Origin of the sequence: Citreicella sp. C3M06 (assembly GCF_018860705.1) — a bacterium.
GTDB lineage: Bacteria > Pseudomonadota > Alphaproteobacteria > Rhodobacterales > Rhodobacteraceae > Salipiger.
In genome coordinates, this window is record NZ_JAHKQA010000042.1 from 63,834 (window position 1) to 79,590 (window position 15,757).

Here is a 15,757-nt window from a genome sequence, read left to right on the forward strand (position 1 = left end):
ATTATGACCATGCGCAAGAGTTTGATGGTGCTGGCCGCATTGGCCTGTCTTGCCGGGCCGGCGGCGGCGGCTGTGAGCGAGACCTATGATCTGCTGTTCCGCGAGGGCACGCTGGATGAGATCGGCGCCGACGAGGTGCTGCGCTATAGCCGCGCCGTCAGCAATGCCGCCAATCCCGAGGCGGCGGCGCGCGATACCGGCACTGTCGAGATCTCGTTCGATGCGGCGATGGCGAACCTTCGGTTCGAGCAGGATGGCAGGCATCGTGGGCTTGGCACGTTTCCGGCCAGCGTTGGCAACCCGATGATCATGTATTTTTATGAAAGCGTGGTGCGGGACATGGCCGAGACGGCGGGCGGCTCGCCGTTCTACATTCGCAACCGGGTGAAGGAGGCGCTGACCCGCCCGGCCGAGGTGGTGAGCGGCGAGGCCGAGGTGAATGGTGAGACGGTGCCGGTGCAGACGGTGACGCTGCGGCCCTTCGAGAGCGATCCCAACCGGGCGCGGATGCGGGGGTTTGGCGATCTTGAGCTGCGGGTGACCATGTCAGGCAAGGTGCCGGGCTGGTATCTGAGCCTTGTGGCCGAGGCGCCGGGCGAGGCGGGCTACCTGTCGGAGCTGCGTTTCGAGGGGGCGCAATGATCCGGGCGCTGGTCTTGCTGCTGGCGCTGCCTTGCGCCGCCGGGGCGCAGAGCGTCGCCGAGCGGCTGAACGATTACCCCACCGAGGCGCGGGCGGATTACGTTTTCGGCTGCATGGCCGCGAACGGGCAGAGCCGCGACAGCCTGCGGCGATGCGCCTGTTCGATCGACGAGATTGCGGCGATCCTGCCCTATGATGCCTATGTCGAGGCCGAGACCGTGCTGTCGATGCGGCTGACCGGCGGTGAGCGCATGGCGATTTTCAACAGCGCGGTCGCTGCCAACACGCTTGTCGCCGAGCTGCGCCGTGCCCAGGCCGAGGCCGAGGTGATCTGTTTCTTCTGAGGGCGCTCAGCCGCCGGCCTTTTGCAGAACCTGCTCGAAGCGGTTGCCATCGGTGTCGGTGGCGATCACCCTGAGATCCGGCGCGCCGTTGTCGGTATAGGCAAAGCGGAAGGCCGGGTTTTCCGAGATCGAGATGCCGCCATCCATGGCGAACAGCTGCTCTGCGCCTTGCCAGACCTCGATGTGGTCGAGGAAATGCGCCGGGATGAACAGGTGGGTGAGTGGATCCTGTTGCAGCCCGGAATAATTCGGGTGGCGGATCATCACCTGCGCTTCGCGCCGGGCACCGGAAATCTGCGGCGCATCGGCAAACAGCCGCAGCTTCATCTGGCCGAGCCCGGCAAGCGCCTGCGCCGGGTCTTTGGTAGCCGGGGCCGAACAGCCGCCCGACGCCTTGACGAAACGTCCATCCATGCGCAGCCCGTCGGCGTAGCCCGCGATGACGCGGACATCGGAATATTGGTTGACCCGCACGCGTAGTTCGAAATCCAGCGGGGCCATGGCCGGACCAAAGCGGAAGGTTCCGGCGACCGGCGCGGGGTTTTCATCGATCACCAGCGTCAGGCTGTCGATGGCTGGGCCGTTGCTGGCGCGGATGCGGATCGGCACCGTCGCGGCGTCTTCGGCGCGGTAGGGGGCCTCGACGGTGAAGCGCCCGTCGGCGGCGGCGATGGGGGCATCGCCGATGATATCGCCGCGCAGCGAGTCCCATGTGGGGCTGTCTTGCAGCGGGTTGCCGGTGTCTGCGGCCAGCGCAGGAAAGGCCAGACAGGCCGCCAGGGCGGCGGGGATCAGGGTAGGGGCCATGCTCTCCTCCTCGCATGATCCGTCTAGCCTGCCATGAAACGCGGCCTCGCGATACCGAGCGCATGGTCGGTATCGCGCGCTGCCCGCCAAGGCGCGATAAAGCCGCATGTTCGAAGCCGTCCTGACCATTTGCGCGCTGTCCGGCGCGCCTTGCCGCGAGGCGCTGTTGCCCGGGTTCGAGGCCGAGGCCTGCGGCGCTGCGCTGCCGCAAGGCGCGCGCTGTGTGCTGCTTGGCCCGGCGCTGGAGGTCAGCGAGATCGCCCCCGGTGTTTTTGTGCATCGCGGGCAGGTGGCCGAGGCCGATGCGCAAAACGCCGGGGATATCGCCAACCTTGGCTTTGTGCTGGGGCAGCGCTCGGTGGCGGTGATCGACAGCGGCGGCTCGGCGCAGGTGGGAGAGGCGCTCTGGCGGGCGATCCGGGCGCAAACCGACCTGCCGGTCAGCCATGTCATCCTGACCCATGTGCACCCCGATCACGTGCTGGGGGCCACGGTGTTCGACGGCGCGCTGGTGGTGGGCCGGGCCGGGCTGGCGCGGGCGCTTGCGGATCGCGGCGCGAGCTATCTGCAAAGCGCGGCGCGGCTGATGGGGGCGGCGGGCCTTGGCACGGCGCTGCCCGAGGTCACCGCCGAGGTTGCGGACAGCCGTGTCATCGACCTTGGCGGGCGGCGCCTGTTGCTGCGGGCATGGCCGCTGGCGCATAGCGGCACCGATCTGACGGTGCTTGACGAGGCGAGCGGCACGTTCTTTGCCGGAGACCTCGTGTTCGACAGGCATATCCCGGCGCTGGATGGCAGCCTGACCGGCTGGCAGGCGGTGCAGGCCGAATTGGCGACGCTGGAGGTCTCGCGGCTGGTGCCGGGCCATGGCGGCCCGGTGCTGGACTGGCCCGAAGGCGGCTTTGCGCAGGCAGAGTATCTGCGGGTGCTGGCGGAGGAAACTCGCGCCGCCATCGACGCGGGCGAGCGCATCGGCGCGGCGGCGGGCCATGTCGCGGCGGGGCAGGCACCGCTGTGGCAGCTGTTCGACGCCTTCAACCGGCGCAACGTCACCGCCGCCTTTTCCGAGCTGGAATGGGATTAGCCGCCGTCGGGGCGGGCCGCCTCCTGCAGGATCTGTGACAGCGCGTAGAGCCGTTTTTCCAGCAGGGTCGGGGTTTCGCACAGGTAGGTGATGGTCTTTTGCCGGTCGTTGAAGATGCGGCTGTCCCAATCCACCTGCTCTTCGAGCGCATCGACCCGGTCGTAATCGGGCGTGTCGCTGGCCATGATGCTGTTCATTTCGGCGCGGGCTGTCTCGATGCGTTGCGACAGCCTTTCCTGACTTTGCGCGACCTCGCCGATGCCCTTGATAATCCGGGTGCGGCGCTGCGCCAGCGCGTTGAAGGTTTGTGCAAACACCGCGCCCATCAGATCCATGTCATGACCATGGTCGCTGGCGAAGCCTTGGCTGGCCGCGCGCGCCGCATCCAGATCGACGCGGCGCAGCGCCAGCGTTGCCGCCAGCTCGTGGATTGCCGCCTTGTCGGCATCGGGCGTGGTTTCGGGCAGGGCCGCGGGCCACATCAGCCCCATCGAGAGCGTTTCCACCTTGCGTTGAATGCAGGGCCATGTCGGGTCGGAGAAATCCGCCGCAAGCGCCGGGTTTGCCCAACCGGTGACCAATAGCGCCAGCATGCGGAAATTATGTGTATACATGCACTTTCCTCCCTTTTGGAACTATGGGACAGGGTGGGCGCGAAGTCCATTTCGGCAAATACACACCTATGGATGTATTGTTCGGCATGCGACCGCGCACCCATACTCCGGCCAAGCGCCGAAACGCGTCAGATATGTTCAGTTGAAGGGAGTCTGCATGAGAACCCGTGCAGCCGTGGCTCTGGAAGCCGGCAAACCGCTCGAAATCATGGAAGTCGAACTCGAAGGCCCGAAGGCCGGAGAGGTTCTTGTGGAGATCAAGGCAACCGGCCTGTGCCACACCGACGAATTCACCCGTTCGGGGGCCGACCCCGAAGGCCTGTTCCCCTGCATCCTTGGCCATGAAGGCGCGGGCATCGTGATGGAAGTGGGCGAGGGCGTCACCACGCTCAAGCCGGGCGATCATGTCATCCCGCTTTACACGCCGGAATGCCGCGAATGCTATTCCTGCCTGTCGGGCAAGACCAACATGTGTACCGCGATCCGCAACACCCAGGGCCAGGGCCTGATGCCCGACGGCACCACCCGGTTCAAGATGCTCGATGGCACGCCGATCTATCATTACATGGGCTGCTCGACCTTTGCGAACCACACGGTGATGCCGGAAATCGCGCTGGCCAAGGTGCGCGAGGACGCGCCCTTCGACAAGATCTGCTACATCGGCTGCGGCGTCACCACCGGCATCGGCGCGGTGATCAACACCGCTGGCGTCGAAATCGGCTCGACGGCGGCGGTCTTTGGTCTTGGCGGCATCGGTCTGAACGTCATTCAGGGCCTGCGCATGGCCGGGGCCGACATGATCATCGGCGTCGATCTGAACGACAGCAAGGAAGAGATGGGCCGCAAGTTCGGCATGACCCATTTCATCAACCCGTCCAAGGTCGACAGCACGGTTCAGGCGATCATCGATCTGACCAAGAAGGGCGCGGACCAGATCGGCGGCGTGGATTATTCCTTTGACGCCACCGGCAACGTCAAGGTGATGCGCGATGCGCTGGAATGTTCGCACCGCGGCTGGGGCGTGTCGGTGATCATCGGGGTGGCACCGGCGGGGGCAGAGATTTCCACCCGCCCGTTCCAGCTGGTCACCGGCCGGGTCTGGAAGGGCACCGCGTTCGGCGGCGCCAAGGGCCGCACCGATGTGCCCAAGTTCGTCGACTGGTACATGGACGGCAAGATCGAGATCGATTCCATGATCACCCACAAGCTGACGCTGGACGAGATCAATCACGGGTTCGACCTCATGCATGAGGGCAAATCGATCCGGGCCGTGGTCGAATACTGATGCAGACCGTCGCGGAAAACAGAAGCTTCGGAGGCGTGCAGGGCGTGTACAAGCACGCCTCCGAGACCTGCGGTTGTGACATGACCTTCGCAGTCTACATGCCGCCGCAGGCCGCTAAGGGGCCGGTGCCGGTGCTGTGGTACCTGTCGGGTCTGACCTGCACCCATGAAAACGCCATGACCAAGGGCGGCTTTCAGGAACACGCGGCAAGGCATGGCCTTGCCGTGGTGTTCCCCGATACCTCGCCGCGCGGCGAGGGGGTGGCCAATGACGATGCCTATGATCTGGGGCAGGGCGCGGGGTTTTACGTCAACGCCCGGCGCGATCCGTGGAAGCCGCATTTCCGGATGTATGATTACATCACCCAAGAGCTGCGCGGCATCGTCGAGGGCATGGATGGCATTGGCGCTGCCCATGGCATCACCGGCCATTCCATGGGCGGGCACGGGGCGCTGACCATTGCCATGCGCAACCCCGAGATGTTCGACAGCCTGTCGGCCTTTGCGCCCATCGCCAACCCGACCGCGTCGGATTGGGGGCGCAAGCAGTTCAGCGCCTATCTTGGCGATGACGAGGGCTGCTGGGCCGGTCACGATTCCACGCTGCTGCTGGAGGAGCGCGGCTGGAAGGGGGACCTGCTGATCGATCAGGGCGCATCGGACCAGTTCCTTGATCTGCTCAAGCCCGAAAGCCTTGCAAAGGCGATGGCGGCAAAGCGCCAGCCGGGCACGTTCCGGATGCAGGAAGGCTACGATCACTCGTATTTCTTCGTGAACAGCTTTGCCGGCGATCACGTGGCCTGGCACGCGGCGCGGCTGAAATAAAGAAGACCCTGAAAGGGAGGAGACCCATATGCTCGACAAACTGCTCGCCACGGCCTGCCTGACCCTTCTGAGCGCCAGTGTGGCCATCGCCGAAGGCGATGCCGCCAAGGGCGAGAAGGTGTTCCGAAAATGCATGGCCTGCCACGCGGTTGGAGAGGATGCCAAGACCAAGACCGGGCCGATCCTGAACGGCATCGTGGGGCGCGCGATCGCCTCTCAGGAGGGGTTCGCCTATTCCGACGTGCTTATGGATCTGGCCGCCGAGGGCGGCACATGGACGCCCGAGGAACTCGGCCATTTCCTTGAAAAGCCGCGGGATTACGCCAAGGGCACCAAGATGTCCTTTGCCGGGCTGCGCAAGGAACAGGAGCGCGCCGATGTGATCGCGTTTCTCGCGACACATCCGTGAGGGGCCGCAGGGCAGGGCCCTGCACAGCGAAATTCCGGATACGGCGGGAGGAGAAGAGGCGCCGTATCCGGATGTACCGTTCGACCCGATGCGATGGGTGGGCGGCATAAGCGAGGCGACGCTGTCGCCGCTTGACCAAGGGAGAAGGACATGAAGAACCTGACGCTTCTGACGTCGGGGCTGGCGCTGTGCGCCGCCTCGATGGCATTTGCCAACCAAGATCTGCAGACGCAGATCGACAATCCGGCGCAATGGGCGATCCAGACCGGCGATTACGCCAACCAGCGCTATTCCGAGCTCAACCAGATCACCGCCGACAACGTGGGCGACCTTCAGGTCGCGTGGACCTTCTCGACCGGTGTGCTGCGTGGTCACGAGGGCTCGCCGCTGGTGATCGGCGACATGATGTATGTGCACACGCCATTCCCCAACACGGTCTACGCGCTGGACCTGAACGAGGATGGCAAGATCAAGTGGAAATACGCGCCCAAGCAGGATCCGGATGTCATTCCGGTGATGTGCTGTGACACGGTAAACCGCGGGGTTGCCTATGCCGATGGCAAGATCTTCCTGCATCAGGCCGACACCAAGGTCGTGGCGCTGGATGCCGACAGCGGCGAAGTGCTGTGGGACGTGGTCAATGGCGATCCGTCCAAGGGCGAGACCAACACCGCCACCGTGCTGCCGGTCAAGGACAAGATCATCGTCGGCATCTCGGGCGGTGAATTCGGGGTGCGCGGCCATGTGACCGCCTACAATATGGAAACCGGCGAACAGGAATGGCGCGCCTATTCCATGGGGCCGGATTCCGACATCCTGATGGATCCTGAAAACACCACGCATCTTGGCAAGCCGGTGGGGGCCGACAGCGGCACCAACACATGGGAAGGCGATCAGTGGATGATCGGCGGCGGCACCACATGGGGCTGGTATTCCTATGATGCCGAGGCCGACCTGATCTATTACGGCACCGGCAACCCATCGACATGGAACCCGGCGCAGCGCCCGGGCGACAACCGCTGGTCGATGACCATCATGGCCCGCGACCCCGACGATGGCATGGCCAAGTGGGTCTATCAGATGACCCCGCATGACGAGTGGGATTATGACGGCGTCAACGAGATGATCCTCACCGATCAGACCATCGACGGCACCGAGCGCAAGCTGCTCACCCATTTCGACCGCAACGGGCTTGGCTATACGCTGGACCGGATCACCGGCGAATTGCTGGTGGCCGAAAAGTTCGATCCGGCGGTGAACTGGACCAGCGGCGTCGACATGGACCCGGAGTCCGAAACCTACGGTCGCCCGACCGTGGTGGCGGAATACTCGACCGCGCAGAACGGCGAAGACGTCAACTCCACCGGCATCTGCCCGGCGGCGCTCGGGTCCAAGGACCAGCAGCCGGCGGCCTATTCGCCCAAGACCGAACTGTTCTACGTGCCGACCAACCATGTCTGCATGGATTATGAACCGTTCCGGGTCAGCTATACGGCGGGCCAGCCCTATGTGGGCGCAACCCTTGCCATGTACCCGGCGCCGGACAGCCATGGCGGCATGGGCAACTTCATCGCGTGGGACAACATCGCGGGCGAGATCAAGTGGTCGCTGCCCGAGCAGTTCTCGGTCTGGTCCGGCCCGCTGGCCACCGCGGGCGACGTGGTGTTCTACGGCACGCTCGAAGGCTACCTCAAGGCGATCTCGGCCGAGACCGGCGAGGAGCTTTACCGCTTCAAGACCCCGTCGGGCATCATCGGCAACGTGATGAGCTACGAACAGGACGGCAAGCAATACATCGCCGTGCTCTCGGGGGTTGGCGGCTGGGCGGGCATTGGGCTTGCCGCCGGTCTGACCAATCCGAACGACGGTCTTGGCGCCGTGGGCGGCTATTCGGCCCTGTCGGATTACACCGCGCTTGGCGGCCAGCTGACGGTCTTTACCCTGCCCGACTGATCCGCAGCCATCAGCCGGACCGGCGGGGCACATGACCCCGCCGGTTCACCCTTCATGATATTCGCAGGACAGCTGACACCATGACCCGACCCCACATCCTGATCGCGGCAGCCGCCCTTGTGGCTGGCTCTGCCCTGTCCGCCGCCGAGGGCGTCTCGATGGACGATCCCAACATCAAGGTGGATTACCAAGAGGATGGCCGCTATTTCACCGAAGATGGCGTGCCCACCTTCAACGTCGCCGAAGACGGCACGGTCGACTGGCCGACCTTTTCCGGCTTCCGCCGTTATCACGCCGAATGCCATGTCTGCCACGGCCCCGACGGCGAGGGGTCGACCTATGCTCCGGCGCTGAAGGAGTCCGCCGTCGAGATGGATTACTACGATTTTCTCGACGTGGTGACCAATGGGCGGCGCAAAGTCGGCGCGGCGGAAAATTCGGTGATGCCCGCCTTCGGGGTCAACCCGAACGTGATGTGCTACCTCGATGACATCTACACCTATCTCAAGGCGCATGGTTCTGGCGCGATCGACCGTGGCCGCCCCGCCAAGAAGGAAGCCAAGTCCGACGTCTATGCCGAGACCGAAAATGCCTGCATGGGCTGAGGGCCTGCGTTCGGCCTGCCGACAGCGGCGCTTGGTGCTGGCGCTGACGGCTCTGCTGGCCTGCCATGGCGCGCCGGGCGGGGCGCAGACCTCGGACCTTGTCTCGCGCACGGCGTTGCGGGTTTGCGCCGATCCGGCCAATGATCCGATGTCGATGCAGGATGGATCGGGCTATGAGAACCGTCTTGCCGAGCTGATCGCATCGAAGCTGGATCTGCCGGTCACATATGAATGGTATCCGATGGCCACCGGGTTCATCCGCAACACGCTCAAGGCGGGCAAGTGCGACGTGGTGATGGGCTATGCGCAGGGCCACGAACTGGTGCTGAATTCGAACCATTACATGACCTCGGCCTTTGTGCTGATCGTGCCCGCGGGAGGCGATCTGGCGGTGGTGCGCAAGCTCGATGATCCGGCGTTGCAGGGGCATCGCATCGGGGTCATCGCCGGGTCTCCGCCTGCGAACCATCTGGCGCGAAACGGGCTGATCGGCAAGGCGAAGCCCTATCAGCTGGTCGTCGACCGGCGCCATGACTCGCCGTCCGGGCAGATGCTTGATGATCTGGCGGCGGGCCGCATCGACGCCGCGGTGATGTGGGGGCCGATTGCCGGGCCGCTGGTCAAGCGGCGCGGCATGGATGTGGCGGTGATCCCGCTGTTGCGCGAGGATCATTTCCCCAAGCTGTTCTACCGCATCACCATGGGCGTGCGGCAGGGCGAAAAGGTCTGGCAGCGCAAGCTCAACTCGCTGATCCGGCGCCATCAGGGCGAAATCGACGCCATTCTTGCCGAGGCCGGGGTGCCTCTGGTCTCCGACATGGGCGACAAGATGATCGAGCTGGGCCAATGAGGCTGGCGTTGGCGCTGATGTTGCTGCCGGCGCTGGCCGTGGCGCAAGAGCCGGACGGCTTTCGCATGGCACAGTATCGCGCCCCGGTGCCCGAAACCCTGTCTGGCGCGACGGTGGTCAGCGCTCAGGACGCCCACGCGCTCTGGCAACAGGGCGCCGCGTTCATCGACGTGCTGCCGCGCCCGCCAAAGCCCGACACCCTGCCCGAGGGCACGATCTGGCGTGAAGAGCCGCGCCAGTCGATTCCCGGCGCGACATGGCTGCCCAACGTCGGTTATGGCGAGATCGCCGAGGTCACCGACGCCTATTTCCGCGCCGGGCTTGACCACGCCACCGGCGGCGATCGCGCCCGCCAGTTGGTGATCTTTTGCCTTGATGACTGCTGGATGAGCTGGAACGCCGCGAAGCGGGCGCTTGGCTATGGCTATTCCGCCGTGGCATGGATGCCGACCGGCACCGATGGCTGGAGCGCCGAGGATTACCCCACCGAACAGCTGCACCCCTGGCATCCGGGCTGACGCTGGGTCCGCCCATTCGCTGGGCGGCTTTCCGGGCAATGGATTTTTTTGATCAAATTATTCGGATAGGGGCTTTACCGAGCACATGAAATCTTTTGTCATCTGTCCCGGAGCAGTTGAAAGGATCCCGCCGGATGCGCGACTCTAGCGATATGGGCGAAAGCAAGGTTTTGAGCGCGGTCACGCTGGCCGGCGTGGCGAAATTCTTCGGCACTTTCAAGGCGATCGAGGGCATAGACCTGACGATCCGGCAGAACGAGTTCTTCACGTTGCTTGGCCCATCGGGCTGCGGCAAGACCACGATCCTGCGGATGCTCGCCGGGTTCGAGACCCCGAGCAGCGGCGAGATCCTGCTTGATGGGCGCGACATTTCGCGGCTTGGGCCGAACCAGCGCCCGGTCAACACGGTGTTCCAGAATTACGCACTTTTTCCGCATCTGAGCGTGGCGCAGAACATCGGCTTTGCGCTAAAGATGCTGGGCAGGCCGCGCCCCGAGATCCGCGATACCGTCGAAGACATGCTGGCGCTGGTGCAGCTGTCGGGCCGGGGCGATCAGCTGGTGACGCAGCTGTCGGGCGGGCAGCAGCAGCGCGTCGCACTGGCGCGGGCGCTGGCACCGCGCCCCAAGGTGCTGCTGCTGGACGAGCCGCTGTCGGCGTTGGATCAGAAGCTGCGTAAGACCATGCAGATCGAACTGAAGCGGATGCAGCGCGAGACCGGCATCACTTTTGTCTTTGTCACCCACGATCAGGAAGAAGCCCTGACCATGTCCGACCGCATCGCCGTGCTGTCGAACGGCGCGCTGCGGCAGGTCGGCAGCCCGCACGAGATCTACAACCACCCGGTCGACCGCTTCGTGGCGGATTTCATCGGTGAAACCAACCTGCTGACCGGGAAGGTCATCCGGCAGGACGGCGATTGCGCCCATGTCGTGCTGCCCGGCGGCGTGACCATCGAGGCGCAATGCCCCCATGCCGTCAGCGCGGGCAGCGAGGTGACGCTGGCGGTGCGCCCCGAACATTGCACCCTTGCCGGGCCGGAGGCACCGCTGAGCGGGTTCATCGAACAGGTGGTGTATTTCGGCACCGACACGCATTTCCACCTGCGCCTGCCGGGCGGTGCGCCGCTGGTGCTGCGCCGCCAGAACGCCGCCGATGGCAGGGCGCTGCCGCAGCAGGGCGAGACGGTTGGCGTTGCGCTGGCCCCGTCGGCCACCCGCGTGCTGAGGGACTGAGCCATGCAGAGCCTTACCGATCTGGAAGTCTCGCTGCGCCGCGCCGATGTGCGGCGGCGCTGGTGGCTGAGCCTGCCCGCGATGCTCGTGGTGATCCTTGGCGGGGTCGGGCCGCTGCTGATCGTGGTGGTCTATTCCTTTCTCGAGGCCGGGCCCTATGGCGACGTGGTCTGGAAGTTCTCGGGGGAGGGCTGGTTCAACGTCCTGTTCGAACGGGATATCTTCGACGACACCGTGTCCATCGCCGATGCGCATCTGACGATCCTGTGGCGCAGCGTCAAGCTGTCGGGGATCACCACGCTGCTGTGTCTGATCGTCGGCTTTCCGACAGCCTATTACATGGCCAGCCGGGGGCCAAAGGCGCGCGGGCTGCTGCTGTTGCTGATCACCGTGCCGTTCTGGACCAACCTGTTGATCCGCACCTTTGCCATTCAGCAACTGCTGCGCGCCGAAGGGCTGGTCAACGTGGTGCTGATGAAGCTGCGGCTGACCGACACGCCGGTGCAGCTGCTCTATTCGGATTTCGCCATCCTGACGGGGATGACCTATGTCTACCTGCCGCTGATGGTGCTGCCGCTGTACTCCACCATGGAGAAATTCGACTTCCGCCTGATGGAGGCGGCCTATGATCTTTATGCCAGCCGCCGCAAGGCGCTGACCGGGGTGCTGATCCCGCTGGTGAAACCGGGGATGATCGCGGGCTGTACGCTGGTCTTTATCCCCTGCCTTGGCAGCTATGTCATCCCGCGCGTGCTCGGCGGTGGCACCAACCTGATGATCGGCAACCTGATCGAGCTGCAATTCGGCGCGGGCCGCAACTGGCCGCTGGGGGCGGCGTTGTCGATCGCGCTGGTGGCGCTGGTGATGATCGGCCTTGTGATCTTTCAAAAGAACGACCGCAGCGGGGGCGACAATGCGTAAGGGTTTCGACACGCGCTCGCTGCCGGGCTTTGGCATCATGGCCCTGCTGTGCTTTGCGGCGCTGTACCTGCCGATTGCGGTGCTGGTGGTGTTTGCGTTCAACGCGGGCGACTCTATCGCGGTGATGCAGGGGCTGAGCCTGCGCTGGTTCGTCGCCGCCGCGCAGAACGAGCAGGTGATCGACGCCTCGATCCGCTCGTTGCAGGTGGCGGTGGCGGCGGCGGGGCTGGCGACATTCGTGGCGACGCTGGCGGCGGTGGCGACCACGCGCACCCACCGCTACCGGGGCCGCGATGCCAAGATCATGCTGTTCACCGTGCCGCTGATGGTGCCCGAGATCGTCACCGCCGTGGCTCTGCTGATCCTTGTCAGCAAGCTCAAGGTCTGGACCGGTTACACCGGGCTGGGCTACCTGATCCTCAGCCACGCGGCGTTTTGCGTGCCCTTCGCCTATATGCCGATCCGGGCGCGGCTGTCGGGGATGGACACGACGCTGGAGGCCGCCGCGGCCGATCTTTACGCCAGCCGCTGGCAGGCCTTTGCCCATGTCACCTTGCCGTTGCTGCTGCCGGGGATCATCGCGGGGTTCATGCTGGGATTTGTCATCTCTCTGGACGATGTGGTGATCACCGAATTCGTCAAATCCGCCGGGCAGGACACGCTGCCTACCTATATGCTCGGCCAGTTGCGCCGCAACATTACCCCCGAGATCAACGCCATCTCGACAGCCTTCCTGATGCTGTCCATCGTGCTGATCGTGCTGTTCTACCTGCTGAGCAACCGCAAGAAGACCTGAAGACGGGCGCACAGACGCCCGCGATCCCAACATGGAGAACCAACATGAAAAAACTGCTGTTCACCACCGCCGCGCTGGCCGTGGCAAGCGCCGCCCATGCCGAGGGCGAGCTCAACATCTTCAACTGGGGCAACTACACCAGCCCCGAGCTGATCGAGAAGTTCGAAAAGGAATTCGACGTCAAGGTGACCATCACCGACTATGACAGCAACGACACCGCGCTGGCCAAGGTGCGTCAGGGCGGGCACGGGTTCGATATCGTCGTGCCGACCTCCAGCGCCATGCAGATCTTCATCGGCGAAGGGCTGCTGATGGAAAGCCGCCCCGACCAGATGGAGAATTTCAAGAACGTCGATCCGCAATGGGTCGATGTCGCATTCGATCCGGGCCGGCATTATTCGGTGCCATGGCAATGGGGCACGACGGGCATCACCGTCAATACTTCGGTCTATGATGGCGATATCAACACCAGCGACATCTTCCTTGATCCGCCCGAGGAACTGGTCGGCAAGATCAACGTCGTGCCGGAAATGTCGGACGTGATGTCGATGACGATCTACAACGTCGGCGGCGAGGCCTGCACCGAGGATCTGACGGTTCTCAAGCAGGTGCGTGACAAGCTGGTCGCGGCCAAGCCCAAATGGCTGTCGATGGATTACGGCAACATCGACAATTACGCGGCTGGCGACATCGCCGCCGGGGTGAACTGGAACGGCGCCTCCTTCCGTGCGCGGGCCAAGAACGCCGACATCGCCTATGGCTACCCGGCCGAGGGCTACCCGGTGTGGATGGACAACGCCGCCATCCTTGCCGATGCCACCAATGTCGAGAACGCCAAGCTGTTCCTGAACTTCATCATGGAGCCGGAGAACGCCGCGATGCTGTCGTCTTTCGCGCGCTATGCCAACGGTATCATGGGCTCCGAGGCGTTCATGCCCGAGGACATGGGTGAGGCGCCCGAGATCGTCATTCCCGCCGAGCTGAAGGCTGCTGGCCATTTCGTGCCGCCCTGCGCGCCCGAGGTGAACCAGCTTTACACAAGGATCTGGACCGAACTGATGAAGTAAGGCGGCCTTGCTGCCCTGATCGCGGGTCGCCTTGTCGGGCGGCCCGTTTTGCCTAGACGAAAGAGATCTTGATGAGCGTGCCTTCGATCCTGATTCACAATGCCTCTGTCTTGACCATGGACGACGACTGCCCCCGCGCCAGCGCGGTGGCGTTGGCGGGCAACACCGTTCTGGCGGTGGGCGGCGAAGACCTGCTGTCACTGGCGAGCGCGGGCACCAGGATCATCGACGCACAGGGTTGCACGGTGCTGCCGGGGTTCAACGACAGCCATCTGCATCTTTTCATCGGCGCGGTCGGTTTGGCGCATCTGGACCTGACCCATGTCAAGGGCGTCGATGAGCTGCGCGATGCGGTGCGCAGCTATGCCGCCGAGCACCCGGACGAATTCCTGCTCTGCGCCGAGTTTACCGATTATTCGATTCTGGGCGAGGGGGTGGCGATCACCCGGCACGTGCTCGATGAGATCCTGCCGGACCGACCCTTCGTGATGACCGCCTTTGACAACCATACCTCGTGGTGCAACACGGCGGCGCTGAAGGCGGGGGGCATTCTGCATGGGCGTGCGCTGCCCGTGGGCAACGAAATCGTCATGGGCGAGGACGGGCTGGCCACCGGCGAGCTGCGCGAGGCCGATGCGATGGCGCCGGTACGCTCGCTCTCGGCAACTGGCTGGCGCGAGGGGCTGGGCATGGCCACGGGAGGCGATCCAGAAAGCGTGACGGAGGCCGAACGGGCGAGCGATCGCGAGATCCTCAGGCGCGGGCTGGCCTATTGTGCGCAGAACGGCGTGACCTCGATCCAGAACATGGACGGGAACCTTTACACGCTGGAGCTTCTTGAAGAGATCGACCGCGAGATCGGCTTGCCGGTGCGGGTTCGCGTGCCGTTCCATTGCAAGAATTTCAACGAGTTGAGCGAATTCACCAGCCGCGCGGCGCGCTGGCGTGAACGGTTCACCGGCTCGAAGCTGCGTTCGGATTTCGTCAAGATGTTCATCGACGGCGTGACCGAAAGCGGCACGGCGGTGTTCCTTGGCGGGTATGGTGATGCGCCGGAAGAAAACGGTGATCCGCTGTTCAGCCAAGAGGCGCTGAACGCGGCGGTGGCCGAGGCCGACCGGCTGGGTTTTCAGGTGGCGATCCATGCCATCGGTGATGGCGGCATCCGCATGGTTCTGGATGCCTATGAGAACGCGGCTTGCGTGAACGGGCGGCGCGACAGCCGCCACCGCATCGAGCATATCGAGGTGCTGCACCCCGCGGATCTGCCGCGGTTCGCAGCGCTTGGGGTGGTGGCTTCGATGCAGCCCGTCCACGTTCCGGGGGCGGGGCTGTTCGGCTCCGATCTGTACCTGTCGCGGATTGGGTGCGAACGCTGGCCGGGCGGTTTTCCGGTGCGCTCGCTGAAGGAGAGCGGCGCGCGGGTGGTTTATTCCACCGATTGGCCGGTGGTGCCGCTCGCGCCGATGCTGACGGTGAAATGCGCGGTCTGCCGCAAGCCTTGGGCCGAGGGGCTCAAGGACGAGGCGCTGAATCTGCACGAGACGCTGGAGGCCTATACGCGCGCCGGGGCATGGGTGGAATTCTGCGAGGCCGAGAAGGGGATGTTGCGGCCGGGAATGCTGGCCGATCTGGTGATGCTGGACGGGGATATCGAAGCGGTTGCGCCCGATGCAATCGAGAGCATCGGCCCGGTTCTGACGATCTGCGACGGGGTGGTGACGTTTTCGCGCGTGCCCTGATGGCAGAGGGGGGCCAGCCCCCCGCGCTATCGCGCCCCCCCGGAGTTTATCTGGCAAGATG

The 15,757-nt window shown here is 64.4% G+C and carries 17 protein-coding genes; 15 read left to right on the forward strand and 2 right to left on the reverse strand.

What is annotated here, in order from left to right; all coding sequences use genetic code 11:
* Positions 1–9 precede the first annotated feature (9 nt).
* Together KO516_RS09585 and KO516_RS09590 are read left to right on the forward strand one after the other, a co-directional pair.
* Positions 10–642 (forward strand): hypothetical protein, encoded by a 633-nt coding sequence (locus KO516_RS09585; protein ID WP_216003569.1) that lies wholly within the window; start codon positions 10–12, stop codon positions 640–642.
* The gene (locus tag KO516_RS09590; RefSeq protein WP_216003570.1) at positions 639–986 is read left to right on the forward strand and encodes a hypothetical protein; all 348 of its coding nucleotides are present in this window, start codon (positions 639–641) and stop codon (positions 984–986) included. Before KO516_RS09585 ends, KO516_RS09590 begins: the two co-directional genes overlap by 4 nt.
* A gap of 6 nt (positions 987–992) precedes the next feature.
* Here KO516_RS09590 and KO516_RS09595 read toward each other — a convergent pair whose 3' ends face one another.
* On the reverse strand, positions 993–1,793 hold the full coding sequence (locus KO516_RS09595; RefSeq protein WP_216003571.1) for a quinoprotein dehydrogenase-associated SoxYZ-like carrier: 801 nt from the start codon (positions 1,791–1,793) through the stop codon (positions 993–995).
* Positions 1,794–1,899: 106 nt separating this feature from the next.
* Here KO516_RS09595 and KO516_RS09600 point away from each other — a divergent pair, with 106 nt between their 5' ends.
* Positions 1,900–2,877: a quinoprotein relay system zinc metallohydrolase 2 gene (locus tag KO516_RS09600; protein WP_216003572.1), complete on the forward strand. Its 978-nt coding sequence runs from the start codon at positions 1,900–1,902 to the stop codon at positions 2,875–2,877.
* On the opposite strand, the gene KO516_RS09605 is transcribed toward KO516_RS09600, so the two are convergent.
* Positions 2,874–3,491: a hypothetical protein gene (locus KO516_RS09605; RefSeq protein ID WP_216003573.1), complete on the reverse strand. Its 618-nt coding sequence runs from the start codon at positions 3,489–3,491 to the stop codon at positions 2,874–2,876. The genes KO516_RS09600 and KO516_RS09605 overlap by 4 nt on opposite strands.
* Before the next feature lie 157 nt (positions 3,492–3,648).
* Between KO516_RS09605 and KO516_RS09610 the strand changes: the two genes are divergently transcribed.
* The 12 genes from KO516_RS09610 (at position 3,649) to KO516_RS09665 (ending at position 15,696) form a co-directional block, all read left to right on the forward strand.
* Entirely contained in the window at positions 3,649–4,776 is a 1,128-nt protein-coding gene (locus KO516_RS09610) for an S-(hydroxymethyl)glutathione dehydrogenase/class III alcohol dehydrogenase (RefSeq protein ID WP_216003574.1), read from the forward strand.
* Positions 4,776–5,600 (forward strand): S-formylglutathione hydrolase, encoded by an 825-nt coding sequence (gene fghA, locus KO516_RS09615; protein ID WP_216003575.1) that lies wholly within the window; start codon positions 4,776–4,778, stop codon positions 5,598–5,600. Before KO516_RS09610 ends, fghA begins: the two co-directional genes overlap by 1 nt.
* Positions 5,601–5,628: 28 nt before the next feature.
* Positions 5,629–6,009 carry a cytochrome c family protein gene (locus KO516_RS09620; RefSeq protein ID WP_216003576.1) on the forward strand — a complete coding sequence of 127 codons (381 nt, stop codon included), beginning with the start codon at positions 5,629–5,631 and terminating at the stop codon, positions 6,007–6,009.
* A gap of 150 nt (positions 6,010–6,159) precedes the next feature.
* Complete coding sequence (locus tag KO516_RS09625) at positions 6,160–7,962, forward strand: methanol/ethanol family PQQ-dependent dehydrogenase (RefSeq protein WP_216003577.1); 1,803 nt, start codon at positions 6,160–6,162, stop codon at positions 7,960–7,962.
* A gap of 80 nt (positions 7,963–8,042) precedes the next feature.
* Positions 8,043–8,567, forward strand: coding sequence for a c-type cytochrome, methanol metabolism-related (locus KO516_RS09630; RefSeq protein ID WP_216003578.1), 525 nt, complete (start codon positions 8,043–8,045; stop codon positions 8,565–8,567).
* Complete coding sequence (locus tag KO516_RS09635; protein ID WP_216003579.1) at positions 8,551–9,417, forward strand: substrate-binding domain-containing protein; 867 nt, start codon at positions 8,551–8,553, stop codon at positions 9,415–9,417. The genes KO516_RS09630 and KO516_RS09635 overlap by 17 nt, the downstream gene beginning before the upstream one ends.
* Complete coding sequence (locus tag KO516_RS09640) at positions 9,414–9,935, forward strand: PQQ-dependent catabolism-associated CXXCW motif protein (protein WP_216003580.1); 522 nt, start codon at positions 9,414–9,416, stop codon at positions 9,933–9,935. Before KO516_RS09635 ends, KO516_RS09640 begins: the two co-directional genes overlap by 4 nt.
* 134 nt (positions 9,936–10,069) lie before the next feature.
* The gene (locus KO516_RS09645) at positions 10,070–11,170 is read left to right on the forward strand and encodes an ABC transporter ATP-binding protein (RefSeq protein WP_252737508.1); all 1,101 of its coding nucleotides are present in this window, start codon (positions 10,070–10,072) and stop codon (positions 11,168–11,170) included.
* A gap of 3 nt (positions 11,171–11,173) precedes the next feature.
* A complete protein-coding gene (locus KO516_RS09650; protein WP_216003581.1) occupies positions 11,174–12,091 on the forward strand; it encodes an ABC transporter permease in 918 nt (305 codons plus the stop codon).
* On the forward strand, positions 12,084–12,887 hold the full coding sequence (locus KO516_RS09655; protein WP_216003582.1) for an ABC transporter permease: 804 nt from the start codon (positions 12,084–12,086) through the stop codon (positions 12,885–12,887). Before KO516_RS09650 ends, KO516_RS09655 begins: the two co-directional genes overlap by 8 nt.
* 44 nt (positions 12,888–12,931) lie before the next feature.
* A complete protein-coding gene (locus tag KO516_RS09660; RefSeq protein WP_216003583.1) occupies positions 12,932–13,954 on the forward strand; it encodes an extracellular solute-binding protein in 1,023 nt (340 codons plus the stop codon).
* 71 nt (positions 13,955–14,025) lie between these two features.
* Positions 14,026–15,696, forward strand: a complete 1,671-nt coding sequence (locus KO516_RS09665; RefSeq protein ID WP_252737509.1) for an amidohydrolase — start codon at positions 14,026–14,028, stop codon at positions 15,694–15,696.
* Positions 15,697–15,757: the final 61 nt, after the last annotated feature.

Bases quoted from the DNA above. Each gene is read 5' to 3' on its own strand.
- KO516_RS09655 (WP_216003582.1), top strand. From the start codon at position 12,084: ATGCGTAAGGGTTTCGACACGCGCTCGCTGCCGGGCTTTGGCATCATG.
- KO516_RS09650 (WP_216003581.1), top strand. From the start codon at position 11,174: ATGCAGAGCCTTACCGATCTGGAAGTCTCGCTGCGCCGCGCCGATGTG.
- KO516_RS09620 (WP_216003576.1), top strand. From the start codon at position 5,629: ATGCTCGACAAACTGCTCGCCACGGCCTGCCTGACCCTTCTGAGCGCC.
- KO516_RS09630 (WP_216003578.1), top strand. From the start codon at position 8,043: ATGACCCGACCCCACATCCTGATCGCGGCAGCCGCCCTTGTGGCTGGC.
- KO516_RS09595 (WP_216003571.1), bottom strand. From the start codon at position 1,793: ATGGCCCCTACCCTGATCCCCGCCGCCCTGGCGGCCTGTCTGGCCTTT.
- KO516_RS09660 (WP_216003583.1), top strand. From the start codon at position 12,932: ATGAAAAAACTGCTGTTCACCACCGCCGCGCTGGCCGTGGCAAGCGCC.
- KO516_RS09665 (WP_252737509.1), top strand. From the start codon at position 14,026: ATGAGCGTGCCTTCGATCCTGATTCACAATGCCTCTGTCTTGACCATG.
- KO516_RS09600 (WP_216003572.1), top strand. From the start codon at position 1,900: ATGTTCGAAGCCGTCCTGACCATTTGCGCGCTGTCCGGCGCGCCTTGC.
- KO516_RS09610 (WP_216003574.1), top strand. From the start codon at position 3,649: ATGAGAACCCGTGCAGCCGTGGCTCTGGAAGCCGGCAAACCGCTCGAA.
- KO516_RS09585 (WP_216003569.1), top strand. From the start codon at position 10: ATGCGCAAGAGTTTGATGGTGCTGGCCGCATTGGCCTGTCTTGCCGGG.
- KO516_RS09635 (WP_216003579.1), top strand. From the start codon at position 8,551: ATGCCTGCATGGGCTGAGGGCCTGCGTTCGGCCTGCCGACAGCGGCGC.
- KO516_RS09645 (WP_252737508.1), top strand. From the start codon at position 10,070: ATGCGCGACTCTAGCGATATGGGCGAAAGCAAGGTTTTGAGCGCGGTC.
- KO516_RS09640 (WP_216003580.1), top strand. From the start codon at position 9,414: ATGAGGCTGGCGTTGGCGCTGATGTTGCTGCCGGCGCTGGCCGTGGCG.
- fghA (WP_216003575.1), top strand. From the start codon at position 4,776: ATGCAGACCGTCGCGGAAAACAGAAGCTTCGGAGGCGTGCAGGGCGTG.
- KO516_RS09590 (WP_216003570.1), top strand. From the start codon at position 639: ATGATCCGGGCGCTGGTCTTGCTGCTGGCGCTGCCTTGCGCCGCCGGG.
- KO516_RS09625 (WP_216003577.1), top strand. From the start codon at position 6,160: ATGAAGAACCTGACGCTTCTGACGTCGGGGCTGGCGCTGTGCGCCGCC.
- KO516_RS09605 (WP_216003573.1), bottom strand. From the start codon at position 3,491: ATGTATACACATAATTTCCGCATGCTGGCGCTATTGGTCACCGGTTGG.